Here is a 19,844-nt window from a genome sequence, read left to right on the forward strand (position 1 = left end):
CCCGTGCCCCCAGGCAGGATCATCCCGCCGTGCTCCGTGCTTCGTGCTCCTGAGTGGGGCGGCTGGCTGGCCCGGTGGTCACTCGATGCCGATGAGCAGGGGGGCCGACGGCTGCTCGCCGCGGTAGCTGACCGTGTCCACCGCCAGATGGCGTTCCCGTACGTGGTGTTCGAGCCGCTCGGCGAGGTTGCTGGGTACGCCCGCTCCGAGCACCAGGGTGACCAGCTCGCCGCCTGCCGCCAGCATGCGGTCGAGGACCATGCGCGCCGTACCCAACAGGTCGGCCCCGATGACCACCACGTCGCCGTCGATCAGGCCCAGTACGTCGCCTGCCTGGCACACGCCCGCCATGGTCCACGACTGACGTTCGGCCACGGCCAGTTCGGCGTAACGGGTAGCGCCCGCCGCCGACGTCATGGCCACGACGTCCTCGTCGAACCCGCGATCCCCCTCGTGTACGGCCAGCGCGGCGATGCCCTGGACGACCGAGCGGGTCGGGATGAGCGCGACGCGCACCCCCTCCGTCCGCATCTGCGCCGCGGCTGCCGCGGCGGTGTGCCGCAGTGTCGCGTCATTGAGCAACACGACGACCTCGTGCGCGTGGGCCCGCCGAATGGCCTCGACCAGTTCGCCGCTGGCGGGGGGCTCCCCGGGGCGGGCGGTGACCACCGTCGCGCCGGCCTCCGCGCACAGGGCGGCGAGCCCGTCGCCAGGCACGACCGTGACCACGGAGCGCGCCGCACGGTCGCCCCGTGCCCCGTGCCCCGTGCCCCGTGCCCCATCCGTCCGCTCGCGGTCGCTGGCCGCGATCTCGCGGCTCAGCCGGCGCTCGGCCACAGCGCCGAAGTGGGTGACGCGCAGCCGGTACGGGCGCCCCGCCTGGATCCCGGCCTCGACGGCCGCCCCCGCGTCGTCGACGTGTACGTGGACGTTCCACAGCCCGTCGCCGCCGACGACCACCAGGGAGTCGCCCAGCGCGTCCAGCCGTACCCGCAGTCGAGCCACGGCCGCCTCGTCGGCCTCCAGGAGGTAGATCACCTCGTACGCGGGGCTCATACCGGCCGTGTCGCGCTCCGCGAGGGGCTCCCCCGGCGCCGGGCCCGCCAGGCACTCCGGGACGGCGGGGGCGCTCGGGGACGGGGCCGGCGCCGTGGGGGGGCGCTCCCACCGGGGCTCGGCGTCGGGGCGAGCGGCTCCGCGTCCGTGACCGCCGGTGGTCGGTCGCAGCGGGCTGGTGGGCGCGACGGGGCGTTCACCGGTCAGCGTCTCGGCCAGCGCGCCGAGGACGGCGACCAGACCGTAGCCGCCCGCGTCCACGACGCCGGCCCGCGCGAGAACGTCAAGCTGCCCGGTGGTCGCGTCGAGGGCGGCACACGCGCCCTCGTACGCGGCGCGCGCCACGGCGCCGACCGACGCGCCACCTCGCGTCGACGGTGGCCCCGTGTCGGCCCTGTGCGCCGTGCCGTCCCCCCGCGCCGTAGCCGCCTCGGCTCCGCGTGCCCCGGCCGCCTCCGCCCCGTGCTCCGTGGCCGGGTGGCCCACGGCGCGTGCCGCCGCCGCTGCCGCTGCCGCCGCGACCGTCAGGATCGTGCCTTCGACGGGGCGGGCGACCGCGTGCCGGGCCGTCTCGGCGGCCCGGAGCAGGGCCCGCGACAGCGCGGCGGCGTCGGCGTCGCGCGCCTCACTCGCCACCACTTCGCCCGCCGCATCCCGCACGGCGAGGACGTCCGCCATCCCGCGCAGCATCTGGGCCAGGATCGTGCCGGAGTTGCCGTGCGCGCCGATCAGCGCTCCGTGCGCCATGGCTCCCATCGCGTCACCGAGGCTGGGCCGGGACGTCGCGCCGGTGGCCGTGTGGCCGTCGAAGGCGGCGCCGACGGCCTGCGCGGCGGACTCGACAGTGAGGTAGAGGTTGGTGCCCGTGTCACCGTCCGCCACCGGGTAGACGTTGATCGCGTCGATCCCCTCGCGGGACCGTCCCAACGCCTCCAGTGCCAACCCGCACCACGTACGTACCGCCTCGGCGTCGAACGTGTGCGGCACCTATGGCCTCCTTGGACGGTGCTGGTGGCAGCGTGGATGCCCGCAGGGTAGTCGCGCTGCGGGGGGACCGTCTGGGGCGGGGGCCGAGGTGGCCATGGTAGTTTCGTTGTACGGGAGCGGTCGTTGTATGCTGCTCCGGTTGCCCGATCAGGATCGGGCCAAATACCCCTGGCGATGCCACTCAGCGATGATCTGGCATGCCGGGAACTCACTGTAAGTGCATCTGAAGTCTTTGGAGTGACCCGTGGCTGCCAACTGCGACGTCTGCGGCAAGGGGCCGGGCTTCGGCAACAACATTTCGCACTCGCACCGCCGCACTCGCCGTCGTTGGAACCCCAACATTCAGACGGTGCGCGCTGTGGTCGGTCGGACGCCGAAGCGGCTCAACGTCTGCACCTCGTGCATCAAGGCCGGCAAGGTCGCGCGCTGACGTTCCCGTCGTAGCGCAGCCAGCCGGTTGCCCAAGGCCGGCCCGCCTCGTGCGGGCCGGCTTTTTTGTTCCACGGAGAGGCCACGGAGCCGAGAGGCCCCGTGGCCTCTCGCGCATGCCCGCACCGCACAGGTCGCCGCCCGGCTCTTTTGGCCCAGTCGACACGCCACCACCGGCCCGCCCGCGCCGTCGGCTCGGCCAGCCCCCGCTCCGGACACCCATCCGGTCCGGGCCCGCGCCCTCGTGACCCCGTGCTTCGCGGCAGCGCCACCGTCCGGCCCCGTGCTCCGTGCCCCGTGCCCCGTGCCCCGTGCCCCGTGCCCCGTGCCCCGTGCCCCGTGCCCCCAGGCAGGATCGTGTCCCGCGCCCCGTCGCGACGCCGCCACGCGGCTCTGTGCTTGGCCCTGCGCGTCGGCCCCGCGTCGTATGCCCAAGCCCTACGTACGGCACGGCCCGACCGGGAGCACCCTCGGCGCCGGGGAGCCCGGACTACGGGGCCGGGGTCCGATGGGCCCGGTAGGAAAGCGGGGTTCCGCCCTCGCACATGGACCAGGGGGGCGGCTGGCGGGCTCAGCGCCAGCGCCAGCCGTGGTCGACGGGGCCGATGCCCGCCCCCAGGGGGAAGCCGGCCTCGATCGCTCCGGTGACGTACTCCTTGGCCGCCGCGACGGCCTCCGGCACCGGCATGCCGTGGGCCAGGTGCGCGGCGACGGCGCTGGCCAGGGTGCAGCCCGTGCCGTGCGTGTGACGGTTGTCGTGGCGTACGGAACGGAGCCAGTGCTCCTCGACCCCGTCCGTGAGCAGGTCGACGGCGTCCCCGGGCAGGTGACCGCCCTTGACCAACGCCCAGCGGGGGCCGAACTCCAGGATGGCCGCCGCGGCGCGCGGCAGGTCCGCCTCCGCCGTCACGCGGACACCGGTGAGCTGGGCGACCTCGTCGAGGTTGGGCGTGGCCACGGTGGCCAGGGGCAGCAGTTTGGTGCGTACGGCGTCGAGCGCGTCCGCGGCCAACAGGGCGTCGCCGTGCTTGGAGACGCCGACCGGGTCCACGATGACCGGGACGCTGAGATCGGCTAGCAGTTCGGCGACGGTCTCGACGATCGCGGGTGAGGCCAGCATGCCCGTCTTCACGGCCTGGACCCCGATGTCGTCGACGACGGCGCGGAACTGAGCCCGGATGGCCTCCAGTGGCAGTTCCCACGCGCCTCGCACGCCCAGGGAGTTCTGCGCCGTGACCGCGGTCAGCACACTCATGCCGTGCGTGCCGAGGGTCAGCATCGTCTTGAGATCGGCCTGGATGCCCGCCCCGCCCCCGGAGTCGGACCCGGCGACGGTCAGGACACGGGGCGGCACGGCGGTGGGGACGGGGCCCGCTCCGGCAGAGTCAGTGGTCATGCCATCGAATTTACGCGGCACCGCCGACGGGCCCCACCGCCCCCTTGCCCTGTGCGGTCGACGAGTTGGCGGGTCGGGCCGGCCGGATGTGAACGTCGCCCGACCGACCGGCCCGTCTGGGCCCACTGCCGGCCGCCAGGTCGCCGTACCGAGCGGGCGTGTGCCACCGGTGTGCCGGGAGACGGCCTGTGGCCGCCCCGTCCCGGCCGCGCTCCGTACCCGCGTCGCCCCGTGCCCCACACCCACGGCGCCCCGCGCGGTGTGTGCCGGCCGGCCCCGTGGCCCGCCGAGGGCGCGCCCGGAAGGCGATGTTGGCGGTTGTCCGGAGCGCCGCCACAGGACGCCCGTGTACGGGCTCCGAGCTGTCCTCAGCTCCCCCCGGCGTCCTCGATGTCGCTGAAGTGGTCCCAGCCGGCCTTGGCCCACGGGGCCCCGTCCACCGTCACCTGGGGCAGTGCGGAGGGGTTGCGCACCTCGCCGATCACCTTCCAGCGAGCGGGCAGCTTCACATCGGCGGGGAAGGTCGCCACGATCGCGTGGTCCTCACCGCCGTTGAGCACCCACTGCAACGGGTCCACACCCACCGCTTGCCCGATGTCCGACATCTGGGAGGGGATGTCTATCGAGGCGGAGCTGAGGTCGATGCGAACCTTGCTGGCCTCGGCGATGTGGCCGAGGTCGGCGACGAGGCCGTCGCTGACGTCCGTCATCGCCGTGGCGCCGAGCCCGGCGGCGGCCGGCCCGGCGTGGTACGGAGGCTCGGGGCGACGGTGGGCCTCCACGAAGGCACGGGGCGAGCGGAAGCCACGCGAGAGCACCGCGTGCCCGGCCGCCGACCAGCCCAGCCAGCCCGTGACGGCCACGACGTCGCCCGGTCGGGCTCCGGAGCGCGTGACCGGTTCGTGGTTGCGCAGGTCCCCCAGGGCCGTGATGGCCACGGTGATCGTCTCGCCGCGCACCACGTCGCCCCCGACCACCGCGGCACCCGCCACCTGGCACTCGTCACGCAGGCCGTCCATCAACTCGTTGGCCCACGTGGCGGGGAGGTCGGCGGGTACGACGAGGCCGAGCAGCAGCGCCGTGGGCACGGCGCCCATGGCGGCGATGTCGGCGAGGTTCTGCGCCGCCGCCTTGCGTCCGACGTCGTACGCCGTCGACCAGTCGCGGCGAAAGTGCCGCCCCTCAAGGAGTACGTCGGTGCTGGCCACGACCCTCCGGTCGGGCGCTGCGACCACCGCGGCGTCGTCCCCCGGCCCCAGGCGGACCGCCGGGGTGCTGGTGAGTCGCGACGTGAGCTCCCTGATCAGCCCGAACTCGCCCAACTCGCCCACGGTGCCCTTCATCCCATCGCCCCTTTGCACTGTTCTTCCGCCCTGTGCTCCGCTGTCCGCCCCGGCCGGCGCCACGCCGCGTGGGCCGCGCGGGTCTCCCCGCGCCGCTCGGCGACGCGGTACCGTGGCGTCTCTTCTTCCCACATGATCCTCGTCGCCGCCCTGGAGGTTCCGTGGTACAGGCGTACATCCTGATCCAGACTGAGGTCGGCAAGGCGTCGGCCGTCGCCGACGTGATCGCCAAGATCCCAGGAGTCATCCAGGCCGAGGACGTGACCGGTCCGTACGACGTGATCGTGCGCGCCCAGGCCGAGACGGTGGATGAGCTCGGCCACATGGTGGTCGCCAAGGTCCAGCAAGTGGACGGCATCACCCGTACCCTCACCTGCCCGGTCGTCCATTTGTAGCTCCCCGTATCCTCGGCCCGGTGAGTTTTGCACCCCGCCGTTGGCCCCGTCTGCCCGCCGTCATCCTGCTCTTGACCGCCGTGGGCTGCTCTGACAGCGACGAACCCGCGGCGCCGGCGGTTCCCAGTCCGCCGGCCCGAGCCGTCACGTTCTGCAAGGCTCTCCACAAGGAACTGCCCACGACAGTGGACGGGCTTGACCGACGTGAGACGGATCCCGCGTCGGAGTTCACCGCTGTCTGGGGCAAGCCCGCCGTGCAACTGCGGTGCGGCGTGCCACGGCCCGATGTACTGACGCCCGGCAGTGAACATTACAACCCCCTGGCCGACTCCGTGGACGTCAACGGAGTCGGCTGGTTGCTGGAGAAGAAGCACGACGGCTACCGGTTCACCACCACGCTGCGCAAGGCGTACGTCGAGGTCACGGTTCCGTCGAAGTACGCCCCCGAGGTCAATCCGCTGACCGACCTCGCCGACGCCGTCAAGAAGACCGTGCCGTCCGGCATCTGACGCCCCCCGGCCCCCGTGACAGGCCCGGGGGGCGGGTGGCTCGCTGGGCCCGGCCTCGTGAGGGACGGGCTCTGTGGGCCGAGCGGGATGCGGCCGTTGAGCGCCGCCGGATGCGCTCACGCGCCGGAAGTCGACCCCTGCCCCGTGCGCCGCGTCTTCCCGCGCGCTGACGCTCCGTACGCCGGGGCGCCGTCGAGACGCCGCCCCGTGCCCCGTGCCCCGTGCCCCGTGCCCCGTGCCCCGTGCCCCCGGGGAGGATCGCCGCCGTGCGCTTTGGTGGCCCCGTCGGGCGCGCACCACCGGGGAGCGGCTGCCGCGCGTCCGACAGGGGCGGATGGCGTCGGGTGGGTGTGGTCTAGCGCAGGCCCGTCGGGCGGTTGAGGGCGGCCTGGAGGAGGCGATCCACCAGTTCGGGGTAGCTGACGCCGCTCTCCTGCCACATCCGCGGGTACATCGAGATGGGCGTGAAGCCGGGCATCGTGTTGATCTCGTTGATCACCAACTCGCCGCTGTCGAGGAGGAAGAAGTCCACCCGCGCCAGCCCCTCACCGGACACGGCGTCGAAGGCGGCGATCGCGAGCTCCTGCACGCGCGCCGTCTCCTCGGGGGTCAGCGGCGCGGGCACGATGCCGGACGCGGAGTCGATGTACTTCGCCTCGAAGTCGTAGAAGTCGTGGGCCGTGACCGGCGGGATCTCCGCCGGCACGCTCGCCCGCGGGCCGTCCTCGAACTCCAGCACGCCGCACTCGATCTCGCGCCCGCGCAGCAGCGCCTCGACGACGATCTTCGGGTCGTGGCGCCGGGCCTCCTCGACGGCGGCGTCGATGTCCGCCAGGTCGTCGACCTTGCTGATGCCCATGGAGGAACCCGCACGGGCCGGCTTCACGAAGATCGGCAGGCCGTGCTCGGCCGCGAACTCCACGATCTTCCTACGCGCCACCGCGCCCCGGTCACCGTCGGGGCCCAGCTCCCACTCGCGGGCCCGGATGACCTCGTAGGGCCCGACCGGCAACCCGAAGGAGTGGAAGACGCGCTTCATGTACTCCTTGTCCATGCCGACGGCGGAGGCGAGCACGCCGCCGCCCACGTACGGCACGCCGGACAGCTCCAGCAGGCCCTGCAGGGTGCCGTCCTCGCCGTAGGGGCCGTGCAGCACGGGGAAGACGACGTCCACGTCGCCCAGTGCCTTGGGGACGGAGCCGGGCTCGCTGTAGACCACCTCGCGGCTGCCGGGGTCGAGCGGCAACAACACGCCGCCGTCCGGGGTTTCCGAGAGCTGGTCGACGCTGGGCAGCGTGCTGCCGCTGATGGCCATCCGCTCGGGCGCGTCGGCGGTCAGCGCCCAGCGCCCCTGCGCGGTGATGCCGATCGGCAGCACCTCGTACTTCGTACGGTCGATGGCCGCCAGCACGGCTCCGGCGGTCACCACGGAGATGGCGTGCTCGGAGCTACGGCCGCCGAACACGACGGCGACGCGCGGCTTCCGGCCGTCGGTTCCGGGGCCGGAAGCGGGCACGGGGCTTGGGGATGTGGACTCGCTGCTCATCGGATGGAGATTACCTTGCGGGCTGCCCGAGGTCAGGTCTCACCAGCCGGTGTCCGCCGTGCGCCCCGACGGGCCCGCCGCGCGGGGCGACCCGCCGCCAGACCGGGCGCCACCCGGACCACGCGTCCGCGCCGTCCCAACCACTGCCGCCCCAGGGCCCCGTACGCCGTGCGGACGCCTCGGCACGGCGGCGTCGCGCACGAGCCCGACACGCGCCCCTTCGCGCGCTCCGTGGCGTACGCGACACCTGTGGCGGGTTCCGGCACCGCTCGGCGACAGCTCCCCCGGGTCCGTGGCCGCACGATCAACGGAGCCGCGCGTCCGCACGCACGTCACGGTCGGCCCGTGGCGGGGGCGCGGCTTCTCAGTGGCGTTCGGGCTTCGCGGACCGCGACATCAGCTCCTGGAGCGCGACCAGAGGCGGCTTCCCGCCGTGGACGATGCCCACCACCGTCTCCGTGATCGGCATGTCCACCTGGTGCCGCTGCGCCAGGTCGAGTACGGACTCGCAGGACTTGACGCCCTCCGCCGTCTGCTTGGTCACCGCGATGGTCTCGTCCAGTGTCATGCCCCGTCCGAGGTTGGCACCGAAGGTGTGGTTGCGGGAGAGCGGTGACGAGCAGGTGGCCACCAGGTCGCCCATGCCCGCGAGCCCCGCGAAGGTGTGCGCGTCGGCACCCATCACGAGCCCGAGCCGGGTCGTCTCGGCGAGCCCGCGGGTGATCAGCGACGCCTTGGCGTTGTCCCCGAGGCCCATGCCGTCGGCGATGCCCACCGCGAGGGCGATGACGTTCTTGACCGCGCCGCCCAGCTCACAGCCGACGACGTCGGTGTTGGTGTACGGGCGGAAGTACGGCGTGTGGCAGGCCGCCTGCAGCCGCTGTGCCACCGTCTCGTCCCGGCAGGCCGCCACGGCCGCCGCGGGCTGTCGGGCGGCGATCTCCTTGGCCAGGTTGGGCCCGGTCAGCACCGCGACCCGCTCCGGGCCGACGCCGGCGACCTCCTCGATGACCTCGCTCATCCGCTTGGCGGTGCCGAGTTCGACGCCCTTCATCAGGCTGACCAGCACGGCGTCGGACGGCAGCGACGGGGCCCACTCCGCGAGGTTGCCGCGCAGCGTCTGCGCCGGCACCGTCAGCACCGCGAACTGCGCGCCCCGGGCGGCCAGCGCCGGGTCGGTGGTGGCCCGCACCGTGTCGGGAAGCGTGGTGCCGGGCAGGTAGTCGGGGTTGACGTGCCCCGTGTTGATGGCCTCCACCGGCTCCGGTCGGCGGGCCCACAGCGTCACCTCGCACCCGGCGTCGGCCAGCACCATCGCGAAGGCCGTGCCCCACGAGCCGGCGCCGTAGACGGCACAGCGCGTCACGTGGCATCTCCCTCGGTCTGGTGGTCCGTACGGTCGGCGGAGCCGAGCCCCTCGGCCGCGCCGCCCTTCGGCTGCTCACGTCGCCCCGCCGGAACGGGCTCCTGTCGCACGTCGGCGAGGAGTTCGGTGACAGCGTCCATGATCGTGTCGGTGGCGGCGCGCAGCACCTCGGCGGTCGGCTCCTGGCCGTAGTACGCGGACAGGTCGACCGGTGGTCCGGCCACGACCTGGAAGGTCTTGCGGGGAAACAACCGCAGGCGCTTTGTCCCGGCGTACGGTGGCAGGACCGCATTGGCGCCCCATTGCGCGACGGGAATGACCGGGGCCTTGGTCAGGAGGGCCACGCGCGCGGCACCGGTCTTGGCGCGCATCGGCCACTGGTCCGGATCGCGGGTGAGGGTGCCCTCGGGATAGAAGGCGACGCATTCGCCCTTGTCGATCGCGTTGACGGCCGCGCGGAACGCGTTGGCGGCGTCCGTGGACTCCCGGTAGACCGGAATCAACTGGAGTCCGTGGAACATCCTGCCGATAACGGGCACCTTGAAGAGGGCGGACTTCGCGAGGAATCGTGGCACGCGTCCGGTGTTGTACTGGAAGTGCGCGTACGCCAGCGGATCGAGATACGAGTTGTGGTTGATGGCCGTGATGAATCCGCCGTGGGCCGGAATGTTCTCCATTCCACGCCAGTCCCGTTTGAACAGAATCACGAGCGGCGGCTTCGCGAGGACCGCGGCAAGGCGGTACCAGAAGCCGATTCTGTGGCGGGGCACTCGGACGTCCTCCTCTTGGAGCCTGCTGACCTGCTGGCTTGCTGCCACCCGGGCAGCCGCACAAGTGTCGCCCCAGGTATCTGGTCTGTCGAGGACACCGTAACCCCGCGGGTCTCAAGCGGCTTCGGCAGCAGGCAAGAATGATGCACGTGCGCAGAGACGAAGCGGGGGAAGCGGGAGTGGGTTGGAGCTTGGTGGTGCCGCTGAAACCGCTGTCCCGCGCGAAGAGCCGGCTGGCGGACGCCGCGTCGGACGCGCTACGCCCCGGGCTCGCCCTCGCATTCGCGCAGGACACCGTGAGCGCCGCGCTGGCGTGTCCCGGAGTGCGGGATGTGGTGGTTGTCACGGACGACCCGCTGGCGGCGGCCGAATTGTCGGCGCTCGGCGCGACCGCCGTACCGGACACGCCCGGCACCGGTCTGAACGCGGCACTGGCACACGGCGCCGCCACGGTGCGCGCGCGACGCCCCGGTGCGGCGGTCGCCGCGCTCAACGCCGATCTGCCGGCACTCCGCCCCGTGGAACTCCACCACGTTCTGACCGTGGCGGCGGATTTCCCCCGGGCTTTTCTCGCGGACGCCACCGGAATCGGCACCACATTGCTGACCGCCGCACCGGAATGGGAACTGAATCCGGCTTTCGGTGGCCCCTCCCGCGCACGCCACCGCGCCACCGGAGCTCACGACATCTCCCTGCGGGACGTGGCCAGCGTCCGCCAGGACGTAGATACGGGGCGCGATCTGCGGGCCGCGCTGGAACTGGGGGTGGGGCCGCACACGGCCGCCCTCCTCGCCACTGACGGCACCCGCCCGGCACACCCCGGCACCCCACCCACCACCTCCCCCACGCCGCACGCCTGACCGGCCGGCCATCGACACCCGCCACAACCGCTACCACCGCCACCAACAGGCACCGCCCAGCCACACAACGCCCGACGAGCCGAAGCACGGAGCACGGAGCACGGAGCCAGCGAACGCACCGCGAGACGGGGCACGGGGCACGGGGCACGCAGAGTCGAACGCGGCGTCGGTCCACGGGGCACGGAGCGGCGGGCGAGTCCGCGCCACCACACGGGGCGCCATGCGCGCGGCGCCCACGAGCAGCACGGGGCGCCCCCGCACGAGGCGCGACGGACGAACCCGCCCGAAGGCGCCGTCCGATCCGGGAGCGAACCCCCGCACGAGGCGCGCCGTACGAGCCGAGGCGTACGGGGCGGGGCGGGCCGCGTCACGCCGTGCTCCGCGCCGGCTACGCTGCTGCGTATGCAGGCGACCGCGTACACGTACGACCCCGACACCCGAGCGGGCAGCGTGCTGCTCGACGACGGCACGCCCCTGGAGTTCGACGCGGCGGCCTTCGACGCCGGCGGGCTACGGCTGTTGCGGCCCGGCCAGCGTGTGCGGATCGATGTCGAGGGTGAGGGCGCCTCCCGTCGTGTGGTTCTGGTGACGCTGCAGACGTTCTAGGCCACCGTTCCGGGCCGCCCGGCGCCCCGTGTGGCGGCGCCACACCGGAACACGGGCCACGGTGCCGCTCGCCCGCGCCAGGCACCCAACCCGCCGCCCCGTTCGCGGCCTCCGGGTGGCCCCGTGCCGGTCGTGCGCCCCGCTCAGGCGCGTCGACGGTGACCGTACAGATCGCGCCACAGCGCCGCCCCGTGCGTCCCGTCGCTCCCGCTCCGACGCGCACCGTTCGGGGCCACCGCGCGCGGCACGCGTCCCGTCCGGCTCCCCGGGTCGTGGAGTGGTCCGGCGTGGCGCGGAGAGGCGCGCCGATCCGGTCGCGAACGCACCGCGGGCCGGGCTCCCCTGGGGGAGCCCGGCCCGGCGAGGTACCGCGCGAGAGGTAACGACCGCCGTGGTTACTTCTTCCTGGCGGTGGTCTTCTTGGCGGTGGTCTTGCGCGCCGTCGTCTTGCGCGCGGGGGCCTTCTTGGCCGTCGCCTTCTTCGCGGGCGCCGTCTTCTTCGCGCTGGCCTTCTTCGCGGTGGCCGTGGTCTTCTTGGCCGGCGTGGCCTTGACCGCGGTGGCCTTCTTCGCGGTGGCCGTGGTCTTCTTGGCGGTGGCCTTCTTCGCCGTGGCCGCCTTCTTCGCGGTGGCCGTGACCTTCTTCGCCGGCGTCGCCTTCTTGGCGGTGGCCGTGACCTTCTTCGCCGTCGCCGCCTTCTTGGCGGTGGCCTTCTTGGCCGCGGCCTTGGCGGTCGTACGCGTGGAAGAACCGCCCGAGAGGCTGCCCTTGGGGGCCTTCTTGACGGCCACGTCGTTCTTCGGGAGCTTCTTCGAGCCGCTCACCAGGTCCTTGAAGCCCTGCCCCGCGCGGAATCGCGGCACCGAGGTCTTCTTGACCCGGACCCGCTCACCGGTCTGCGGGTTACGGGCGTACCGCGCGGGGCGGTCAACCTTCTCGAACGAGCCGAATCCGGTGACCGAAACACGGTCACCGCCGACGACCGCACGGACGATGGCATCCAGTACCGCGTCCACCGCGTCCGCGGCGTTCTGACGGCCGCCGAGCTTGTCGGCAATGGCTTCCACGAGCTGCGCCTTGTTCACGTCTTCCCCTTCGGAGACATTGCTGGAACGAATCTGTTCAAGCTTTTTCGCACGTTAGGCAGATATATACCGCAAATCAAACACGAAACGGGCTAATCACCCTTGTGCCGCAACGAACTCGACCGTCACGGAGTTCCGTCGCTGTCGAGATCCTGGGGGAAACGGCCCTCGTCGAGGTCGTTCATCAACCGGTCTAGACGCCGCGCCGCGTCCGCCAGATCGTGCTTCGCCGCCGCCGTGATGACCAGCAGCTTCCGGGACAGCGCCATCCGTACGCCCTCCGGGACTTGCAGTGCGCGCACCCTTGCGTGCGCTTCCTTCAGTTGGACCGCGACAATCCCGTAAAGCTGGAGTTGGGTGTCGCGTTCCATACGTTGATTGTGCCATCTACGGCGAGTTGTCGCCTCACGGGGCCCCAACACACCGATGCGCCGCCGGTCCGGAGACCGACGACGCATCGTGCCAAACGTGCCCCGTACAAGGAGCGGCGGGGGGCCTTAGACCTGCACTGTATGGGGTTTGAAGGCCGGCCGAGCAGCCTCGTACGCAGCGATTTCCGCCTCTTGGCGCAGGGTCAGACTGATGTCGTCCAGCCCCTCCAGCAGCCGCCAACGAGCGTTCTCGTCAAGCTCAAAATCAGCCGTTACGTTGCCGGCGCGGACCTGGCGCTCGACCAGGTCTACGGATACGGCGATGTCGGGGTCGGCCTCCGTCAGCTCCCACAGCCGCTCCACCGTCTCCTGCGGCAAGACCACCGTCAGCAGCCCGTTCTTGAGCGAGTTCCCCCGGAAGATGTCGGCGAACCGTGAGGAGATGACCGCCTTGAAGCCGTAGTTCTGCAGGGCCCAGACGGCGTGCTCGCGGGAGGAGCCGGTGCCGAAGTCCGGGCCGGCCAGGAGCACCGTCGCCCCGACGCGCTCGGGCCGGTTCAGCACGAAGGCGGGGTCCTTGCGCCACGCCTCGAAGAGTCCGTCCTCGAAGCCGTCCCGGGTCACCTTCTTCAGCCAGTGCGCGGGGATGATCTGGTCGGTGTCGACGTTGCCCCGCCGCAGCGGAACGGCGCGGCCGGTGTGCGTGGTGAATGCTTCCATGACGGATCAGACCCCTACGGGAGCGGTTGACGGAGCGAGGTCGGCGGGCGAGGCCAGGTGTCCGCGCACCGCCGTGGCGGCGGCGACCTGGGGCGAGACCAGGTGCGTGCGGCCACCCTTGCCCTGACGCCCCTCGAAGTTGCGGTTGGAGGTGGAGGCGGACCGCTCGCCGGGAGCCAGCTGGTCGGGGTTCATCCCCAGACACATCGAGCAGCCGGCGTGTCGCCACTCGGCCCCGGCCGCGGTGAACACCTTGTCCAGCCCCTCCTGGACCGCCTGCAGAGCCACGCGTACGGACCCCGGCACCACCAGCATCCGCACGCCGCCGGCGACCTGGCGCCCCTCCAGCACGGCGGCGGCCGAGCGCAGGTCCTCGATCCGGCCGTTGGTGCACGAGCCCACGAAGACGGTGTCCACCCGGATGTCCCGCAGCTCCTGACCAGCCGTCAACCCCATGTACTCCAGGGCCTTTTCCGCCGCCAGCCGCTCGCTGGCGTCCGCGTACGAGGCGGGGTCGGGCACGGACGCCGACAACGGGGCACCCTGCCCCGGATTCGTGCCCCAGGTGACGAACGGGGCCAGCGACGCGGCGTCGATGACCACCTCGTGATCGAAGACGGCGTCCTCGTCGGTGCGCAGCGTGCGCCAGTACGCCACCGCCTCGTCCCACCGCTCGCCACGGGGCGCGTGGTCGCGGCCCTTGAGGTAGGCGAAGGTGGTCTCGTCCGGGGCGATCATCCCGGCGCGCGCGCCGGCCTCGATGGACATGTTGCACACGGTCATCCGCGCCTCCATCGACAGCTTCTCGATGGCCTCGCCGCGGTACTCGATCACATAGCCCTGGCCACCGCCGGTACCGATCTTCGCGATGACCGCGAGGATCAGGTCCTTGGCGCTCACGTCCGCGGGCAGCTCGCCCTCGACGGTGATGGCCATCGTCTTGAACGGGGCCAGCGGCAGCGTCTGGGTGGCCAGCACGTGCTCCACCTGGGAGGTGCCGATCCCGAAGGCCAGGGCCCCGAAGGCGCCGTGCGTGGAGGTGTGACTGTCCCCACAGACCACCGTGGTGCCCGGCTGGGTCAGCCCCAACTGCGGCCCCACGACGTGGACGACGCCCTGCTCGACGTCGCCCAGCGGGTGCAGGCGTACGTCGAACTCCGCGCAGTTCCTGCGCAGCGTCTCCAGCTGGGTACGCGAGACCGGGTCCGCGATCGGCTTGTCGATGTCGAGGGTGGGGGTGTTGTGGTCCTCGGTCGCGATGGTGAGATCGGTCCGCCGCACCCGCCGGCCCGCCTTGCGGAGCCCGTCGAACGCCTGCGGACTGGTCACCTCGTGCAGCAGGTGCAGATCGATGAAGAGCAAGTCGGGCTCGCCCTCGGCGCGCCGGACGACGTGATCGTCCCAGACCTTCTCCGCCAGTGTCCGTCCCATCGCTGTCCCTCCGGTCGGCGTCGCTGCCGACCCAACTCGTGTGTTCGCGGGAGCGCCGCCGTGAGTGCCCGACGCCACCTCCAGCCTGGCGGCTGTCGTGGAAATATGAACTTGCGTTTCATACTGTGAGACGCGAGTATCGTTTCATGGACAACTCTAGTGGCGTCGGCGTACTCGACAAGGCTGCTCTGGTGCTGAGCGCGCTGGAGGCCGGACCGGCCACCCTGGCCAGTCTGGTCACGACGACGGGACTCGCGCGCCCCACGGCGCACCGCCTCGCGGTGGCCCTCGAACACCACCGGCTGGTGGCACGTGACATGCAGGGCCGGTTCATCCTCGGCCCCCGGCTCGCCGAACTCGCGGCGGCGGCGGGCGAGGACCGACTGCTGGCCACCGCCGGCCCGGTCCTGACCCATCTGCGCGACGTGACGGGCGAGAGCGCGCAGCTCTACCGCCGCCAGGGCGACATGCGCATCTGCGTCGCCGCCGCGGAGCGACTGTCCGGCCTGCGGGACACGGTGCCGGTCGGTTCGACGCTGCCGATGAAGGCCGGTTCGGCCGCGCAGATCCTGATGGCCTGGGAGGAGCCGGAGCGGCTGCACCGCGGGCTCCAGGGCGCCCGTTTCACGGCGACGGCGCTGTCGGGCGTACGCCGCCGGGGCTGGGCCCAGTCCATCGGCGAGCGGGAGCCGGGAGTAGCCTCCGTCTCCGCTCCCGTACGGGGCCCGTCCAACCGCGTCGTGGCGGCGGTGTCCGTCTCGGGACCGATCGAGCGCCTGACCCGGCACCCGGGCCGGATGCACGCCCAGGCGGTCATAGACGCGGCCGTACGGCTCTCCGAGGCGCTGCGCCGCACGGGCTGAGGTGAGCTTCCGACCGGGCCGGGCCCCACACCGCCCTCGCCATGCCACCGGCGCGCCGCTCCGCACCCGACGCGGTCCGGCGCCGCGCGACAGCGCCGCCCCGTGCCCCGTGCCCCGTGCCCCGTGCCCCGTGCCCCGTGCCCCGTGCCCCGTGCCCCGTGCCCCGTGCCCCGTGCCCCGACGGAGGATGCCGCCTCGACGCGCCCCCCGCGACGGGGAGCGCGCGGCCGGGCCCGAGCGGAGGTGGTCCGCCGAATCCAAGCGGGCGTGGTGCGGAGAGAGTTGGCTCGCGACCCCCTGGCGCCGGCCCGACCATGGGAGCGGGCGGCTGTCGCCACTGACCGTGGGGGAAGTCCCGGGGTGGGCTGGCCCCGTTCGATGGGGGTCGCCGCACGGCGCGGAACGGGGCGCGGCGGAGGCTCAGCGTCGAGGCGAGGCCGCGTAACGGAAAAAGCCCCCCGCGCGAGGCGAGAGGCTGATTTTCCTTGTTGTACCCCCGACCGGATTCGAACCGGCGCTACCGCCTTGAGAGGGCGGCGTGCTAGGCCGCTACACAACGGGGGCCTGAGTACTGCGCTGGGCTACCAGGACTCGAACCTAGACTAAATGAACCAGAATCACTCGTGCTGCCAATTACACCATAGCCCATGGTATAGACCAGTACCCCCGACCGGATTCGAACCGGCGCTACCGCCTTGAGAGGGCGGCGTGCTAGGCCGCTACACAACGGGGGCCCTAGCGATCCATTCATCATCGCCTCCGGGATTTCTCCGGATGGTGACGGGGTCAGGATCAGTACCCCCGACCGGATTCGAACCGGCGCTACTGCCTTGAGAGGGCAGCGTGCTAGGCCGCTACACAACGGGGGCTTGTCACTGCATATTCAAGAGACCGAGAAGGTCTCTTGCTGGGCTACCAGGACTCGAACCTAGACTAACTGAACCAGAATCAGTCGTGCTGCCAATTACACCATAGCCCACCAAAACTCAAACCCCCTACTGGGGATCTTTGTTTGGATCTGCGCTTTCGCTGGGGCTTTGTGGTCCCCCGCGAGCGGCGCAGGAAGAACATTACCCGACAGGGGGCGGCGCACCAAAACCGATACCGCCCGTGCGAGCGGCCCCACCACCGCTCCGCGCGCGCTCACGCCCCGTGCGAGGCCCGGCCGCCACCGGCTCGACCGAACCCCGCCAGACCGGCCCACGCGCCGCCCACAGGCCCCGACCGTGTCGCGACACCGCCACCGCGCGCCGTCGCTCACGGGGCCGCGGCACGCACCACGGGGCCCACGGGAGGGGTGGCGGTGCGGACGCGGGCGTGGCACGGCGTGGCGACGGGGCCGTTACGGGGCGGTGGCCAGCGGCCGTACAGAACGGCTGGCGCCGGGCCCTGTCCGGGCCAGCGCCAGCCGTCGCGCCCCGAGGGGCCCCGTCGGGTCGCTACAGCGCGGCCCGCAGCCGGCGCAGCGTCTCCTCGCGGCCGAGCAGCTCCATCGACTCGAAGAGCGGCGGCGAGACCCGCCGGCCGGTGACCGCGACGCGCAGCGGCGTGAACGCGAACTTGGGCTTGATGCCGAGGCCGTCCACCAGCGCCTCGCGCAGCGTGGCCTGGATGGGCTCGGGCGTGAAGTCCGCCAGCTCCTCCAGCGCCTTGACGCTGGCCTCCAGGACCGGCTTGGCGTCCTCGGTGAGCACCTTGGCCGCGTCGGCCTCGTCCACCCGGAAGTGCTCCGGCTTCACGAACAGGAAGCCGAGCATGCCGACCGCCTCGCCGAGGACGACCATGCGCTCCTGCGTGAGCGGGGCGGCCTTGGCGAGCAGGGCCAGCTCGGCCTCGCTGGGGCCCCGTCCCGGGAAGAGGAAGGGCACCAGGCGGCGTACGAACTCCTCGGGTGCCAGGGCGCGCAGGTGGGTGGCGTTGATGGCCTCGCACTTCTTGAGGTCGAAGCGCGCCGGGTTGGCGTTCACATCGCCCAGGTCGAAGGCGGCGACCATCTCCTCGACGGAGAAGATGTCCCGGTCCTCGGCGAGCGACCAGCCCAGCAGGGACAGGTAGTTGAGCAGCCCCTCGGGGAGGAAGCCGCGCTCGCGGTAGAGGTTGAGGGACGCCTGCGGGTCGCGCTTGGACAGCTTCTTGTTGCCCTCGCCCATGACGTACGGGAGGTGTCCGAAGGCCGGCACGGTGCCGTTGCCCACGCCGATCTCGGCGAGCGCTCCGTACAGGGCGACCTGGCGCGGCGTGGAGGAGAGCAGGTCCTCGCCGCGGAGGACGTGCGTGATCTCCATCAGCGCGTCGTCGACGGGGTTGACCAGGGTGTAGAGCGGGGCCCCGTTGGCGCGCACGATGCCGAAGTCCGGCACGTTCTCGGGCGTGAAGGTCAGCTCGCCGCGCACCAGGTCGGTGAAGGTGATCGGGGTGTCGGGCATCCGGAAACGGACGATCGAGGTACGCCCCTCGGCGCGGTAGGCGGCGATCTGCTCCACCGACAGGTCGCGGCACTTCCCGTCGTACCCGGACGGCTTGCCCGCCTTGCGGGCGGCGTCACGGCGGGCGTCGAGCTCCTCGGTGGTGCAGAAGCACTCGTACGCGCGGCCGGCTTCCTGGAGCTTGCGGGCGACGTCGGCGTAGATGTCCATCCGCTGCGACTGTCGGTAGGGGGCGTGCGGGCCGCCGACCTCGGGGCCCTCGTCCCAGTCGAAGCCGAGCCAGCGCATCGCGTCGAGGAGTTGCTCGTAGCTCTCCTCGGAGTCGCGGGCCGCGTCGGTGTCCTCGATGCGGAAGACGAGGGTGCCGCCGTGATGGCGAGCGAACGCCCAGTTGAACAGGGCGGTGCGGACCAGGCCCACGTGGGGGTTGCCGGTCGGCGAGGGACAGAAACGGACGCGTACGGGAGATGCGCTAGCCACGCTTGATCACCTTGTTGGTGAGAGTGCCGATGCCTTCGATGGTGACGGCGACCTCGTCGCCGACGTTGAGCGGGCCGACCCCAGCCGGGGTGCCGGTGAGGATGACGTCGCCGGGAAGCAGCGTCATGGCCTCGGTGATGTGCACGATCAGGTCCTCGACCGAACGGACCATCTCGCTGGTGCGGCCCAGTTGTCGCTGCTCGCCGCCCACGGTGCACATGATCGCGAGGTCGCCGGGGTCGACGTCGGTCTCCACCCACGGCCCCAGCGGGCACGAGGTGTCGAATCCCTTGGCCCGCGCCCACTGCTGCTCGCGGCGCTGTACGTCACGCGCGGTGACGTCGTTGGCGCAGGTGTAGCCGAGGATGACGTCCCTGGCCCGCTCGCGTGGGACCTCCCGGCACATCCGGCCGATCACCACGGCCAGCTCGGCCTCGTAGTGCACCTCCTGCGAGAAGGAGGGGTAGGCGATGGCGTCGCCGGGGCCGACCACGGAGGTGGAGGGCTTGAAGAAGGCGACCGGGACGTCGGGGACCTCGTTGCCGAGCTCTCTGGCGTGCTCCGCGTAGTTGCGGCCGATGCCCACGACCTTGTTGGGCAGCACCGGGGGCAGCAGGCGCACCTTGTCCAAGGGAACCTTCTGGCCCGAGCGCTCGAATTCGGCGAAGGGGTGCCCCTTGATGATGTCGAGGACGAGGCCGCCGTCAGCGGCGGCGTCCCCCTCCACGACTCCGAACGCGACGTTGCCGTCGATGGAGAATCTGGCGATGCGCACGGGAAGTGCTGCCCTTCACTACTGGTCACCGGCTGGGGTCTGACCGCTTCAGGCTATCGCTCCGGTTTCGGCACCGCCGCGCTCCCGGCACGCCACCCCTCGGCGGCTCCCCGGCCGCCCCCTCCCCCGGCCCCGCCGTTCCCCCGACACCGGACGGGACTTGGCCAGCCACGCCAGGCGCCAGGAGACGCGACGGAGCACCACACGGCGCGCGCGAGCACGATGGCGGAACGTAGCGGACCAGTGGCGGAGCGGGACCACACCGCCCCGTCCCACCCCGGGCACCCCCGCCGCCGGGGGGCGAAGACTACGAAACGGGAGCGCGGGGTAGGGCGCGCCACCGCGAGACGGGGCACGGGGCACGGGGCACGGGGCACGGGGCACGGGGCACGGGGCACGGGGCGGCGGCGGGTTCGGGGCGCGAGGTGGC

18 protein-coding genes and 5 tRNA genes are annotated in these 19,844 nt (G+C 72.1%); 6 read left to right on the top strand and 17 right to left on the bottom strand.

Features of this window, described 5'->3' with window-relative positions; genetic code table 11:
• Positions 1–78: 78 nt before the first annotated feature.
• Positions 79–2,043: a DAK2 domain-containing protein gene (locus ACFVFR_RS04120; protein ID WP_383697895.1), complete on the bottom strand. Its 1,965-nt coding sequence runs from the start codon at positions 2,041–2,043 to the stop codon at positions 79–81.
• 244 nt (positions 2,044–2,287) lie between these two features.
• Between ACFVFR_RS04120 and rpmB the strand changes: the two genes are divergently transcribed.
• Positions 2,288–2,473: a 50S ribosomal protein L28 gene (rpmB, locus tag ACFVFR_RS04125; RefSeq protein ID WP_014628431.1), complete on the top strand. Its 186-nt coding sequence runs from the start codon at positions 2,288–2,290 to the stop codon at positions 2,471–2,473.
• A 570-nt stretch (positions 2,474–3,043) separates the two neighbouring features.
• Here rpmB and thiD read toward each other — a convergent pair.
• Positions 3,044–3,868 (bottom strand): bifunctional hydroxymethylpyrimidine kinase/phosphomethylpyrimidine kinase, encoded by an 825-nt coding sequence (gene thiD / locus ACFVFR_RS04130; protein WP_383697897.1) that lies wholly within the window; start codon positions 3,866–3,868, stop codon positions 3,044–3,046.
• Between the two features lie 368 nt (positions 3,869–4,236).
• A complete protein-coding gene (locus ACFVFR_RS04135; protein ID WP_383697899.1) occupies positions 4,237–5,211 on the bottom strand; it encodes a thiamine-phosphate kinase in 975 nt (324 codons plus the stop codon).
• Positions 5,212–5,372: 161 nt separating this feature from the next.
• Between ACFVFR_RS04135 and ACFVFR_RS04140 the strand changes: the two genes are divergently transcribed.
• Together ACFVFR_RS04140 and ACFVFR_RS04145 are read left to right on the top strand one after the other, a co-directional pair.
• On the top strand, positions 5,373–5,606 hold the full coding sequence (locus tag ACFVFR_RS04140; protein WP_349990187.1) for an Lrp/AsnC ligand binding domain-containing protein: 234 nt from the start codon (positions 5,373–5,375) through the stop codon (positions 5,604–5,606).
• A gap of 20 nt (positions 5,607–5,626) precedes the next feature.
• Entirely contained in the window at positions 5,627–6,115 is a 489-nt protein-coding gene (locus ACFVFR_RS04145) for a DUF3515 domain-containing protein (protein ID WP_383697900.1), read from the top strand.
• Between the two features lie 355 nt (positions 6,116–6,470).
• Here ACFVFR_RS04145 and ACFVFR_RS04150 read toward each other — a convergent pair whose 3' ends face one another.
• The 3 genes from ACFVFR_RS04150 to ACFVFR_RS04160 all read right to left on the bottom strand — a co-directional run bounded on the left by ACFVFR_RS04150 (position 6,471) and on the right by ACFVFR_RS04160 (position 9,797).
• Complete coding sequence (locus ACFVFR_RS04150) at positions 6,471–7,661, bottom strand: D-alanine--D-alanine ligase family protein (protein ID WP_383697902.1); 1,191 nt, start codon at positions 7,659–7,661, stop codon at positions 6,471–6,473.
• 364 nt (positions 7,662–8,025) lie between these two features.
• Positions 8,026–9,027, bottom strand: a complete 1,002-nt coding sequence (locus ACFVFR_RS04155) for an NAD(P)H-dependent glycerol-3-phosphate dehydrogenase (protein WP_383697904.1) — start codon at positions 9,025–9,027, stop codon at positions 8,026–8,028.
• Positions 9,024–9,797: a lysophospholipid acyltransferase family protein gene (locus ACFVFR_RS04160; protein WP_383697906.1), complete on the bottom strand. Its 774-nt coding sequence runs from the start codon at positions 9,795–9,797 to the stop codon at positions 9,024–9,026. Before ACFVFR_RS04160 ends, ACFVFR_RS04155 begins: the two co-directional genes overlap by 4 nt.
• Before the next feature lie 179 nt (positions 9,798–9,976).
• On the opposite strand from ACFVFR_RS04160, the gene cofC reads away from it, so the two are divergent.
• Together cofC and ACFVFR_RS04170 are read left to right on the top strand one after the other, a co-directional pair.
• Positions 9,977–10,657: a 2-phospho-L-lactate guanylyltransferase gene (gene cofC, locus ACFVFR_RS04165; protein ID WP_383698061.1), complete on the top strand. Its 681-nt coding sequence runs from the start codon at positions 9,977–9,979 to the stop codon at positions 10,655–10,657.
• Positions 10,658–11,059: 402 nt separating this feature from the next.
• On the top strand, positions 11,060–11,263 hold the full coding sequence (locus tag ACFVFR_RS04170) for a hypothetical protein (RefSeq protein WP_383697908.1): 204 nt from the start codon (positions 11,060–11,062) through the stop codon (positions 11,261–11,263).
• A gap of 395 nt (positions 11,264–11,658) precedes the next feature.
• Here ACFVFR_RS04170 and ACFVFR_RS04175 read toward each other — a convergent pair whose 3' ends face one another.
• The 4 genes from ACFVFR_RS04175 to leuC form a co-directional block, all read right to left on the bottom strand.
• A complete protein-coding gene (locus tag ACFVFR_RS04175) occupies positions 11,659–12,348 on the bottom strand; it encodes an HU family DNA-binding protein (RefSeq protein WP_383697910.1) in 690 nt (229 codons plus the stop codon).
• Positions 12,349–12,473: 125 nt separating this feature from the next.
• Complete coding sequence (locus ACFVFR_RS04180; RefSeq protein WP_383697911.1) at positions 12,474–12,719, bottom strand: hypothetical protein; 246 nt, start codon at positions 12,717–12,719, stop codon at positions 12,474–12,476.
• Positions 12,720–12,845: 126 nt separating this feature from the next.
• On the bottom strand, positions 12,846–13,439 hold the full coding sequence (gene leuD, locus ACFVFR_RS04185) for a 3-isopropylmalate dehydratase small subunit (protein ID WP_383697913.1): 594 nt from the start codon (positions 13,437–13,439) through the stop codon (positions 12,846–12,848).
• A gap of 6 nt (positions 13,440–13,445) precedes the next feature.
• Entirely contained in the window at positions 13,446–14,870 is a 1,425-nt protein-coding gene (gene leuC / locus ACFVFR_RS04190) for a 3-isopropylmalate dehydratase large subunit (RefSeq protein WP_383697915.1), read from the bottom strand.
• A 146-nt stretch (positions 14,871–15,016) separates the two neighbouring features.
• On the opposite strand from leuC, the gene ndgR reads away from it, so the two are divergent.
• On the top strand, positions 15,017–15,733 hold the full coding sequence (gene ndgR, locus ACFVFR_RS04195) for an IclR family transcriptional regulator NdgR (RefSeq protein WP_383697916.1): 717 nt from the start codon (positions 15,017–15,019) through the stop codon (positions 15,731–15,733).
• Between the two features lie 491 nt (positions 15,734–16,224).
• Here the strand turns inward: ndgR and ACFVFR_RS04200 are convergent.
• The 7 genes from ACFVFR_RS04200 to ACFVFR_RS04230 all read right to left on the bottom strand — a co-directional run bounded on the left by ACFVFR_RS04200 (position 16,225) and on the right by ACFVFR_RS04230 (position 19,414).
• A tRNA-Glu gene (locus tag ACFVFR_RS04200) sits at positions 16,225–16,297 on the bottom strand.
• Between the two features lie 12 nt (positions 16,298–16,309).
• A tRNA-Gln gene (locus ACFVFR_RS04205) sits at positions 16,310–16,381 on the bottom strand.
• A gap of 13 nt (positions 16,382–16,394) precedes the next feature.
• Positions 16,395–16,467 (bottom strand) — tRNA-Glu (locus ACFVFR_RS04210).
• Between the two features lie 62 nt (positions 16,468–16,529).
• Positions 16,530–16,602, bottom strand: a tRNA-Glu gene (locus ACFVFR_RS04215).
• 38 nt (positions 16,603–16,640) lie between these two features.
• Positions 16,641–16,712, bottom strand: a tRNA-Gln gene (locus ACFVFR_RS04220).
• 460 nt (positions 16,713–17,172) lie between these two features.
• Positions 17,173–18,639 carry a glutamate--tRNA ligase gene (gene gltX, locus ACFVFR_RS04225; RefSeq protein WP_383697918.1) on the bottom strand — a complete coding sequence of 489 codons (1,467 nt, stop codon included), beginning with the start codon at positions 18,637–18,639 and terminating at the stop codon, positions 17,173–17,175.
• Positions 18,632–19,414, bottom strand: coding sequence for a fumarylacetoacetate hydrolase family protein (locus ACFVFR_RS04230; RefSeq protein WP_383697920.1), 783 nt, complete (start codon positions 19,412–19,414; stop codon positions 18,632–18,634). Before ACFVFR_RS04230 ends, gltX begins: the two co-directional genes overlap by 8 nt.
• Positions 19,415–19,844 lie beyond the last annotated feature (430 nt).

It is taken from the genome of Streptomyces sp. NPDC057702, from assembly GCF_042799315.1.
Lineage (GTDB): Bacteria > Actinomycetota > Actinomycetes > Streptomycetales > Streptomycetaceae > Streptomyces.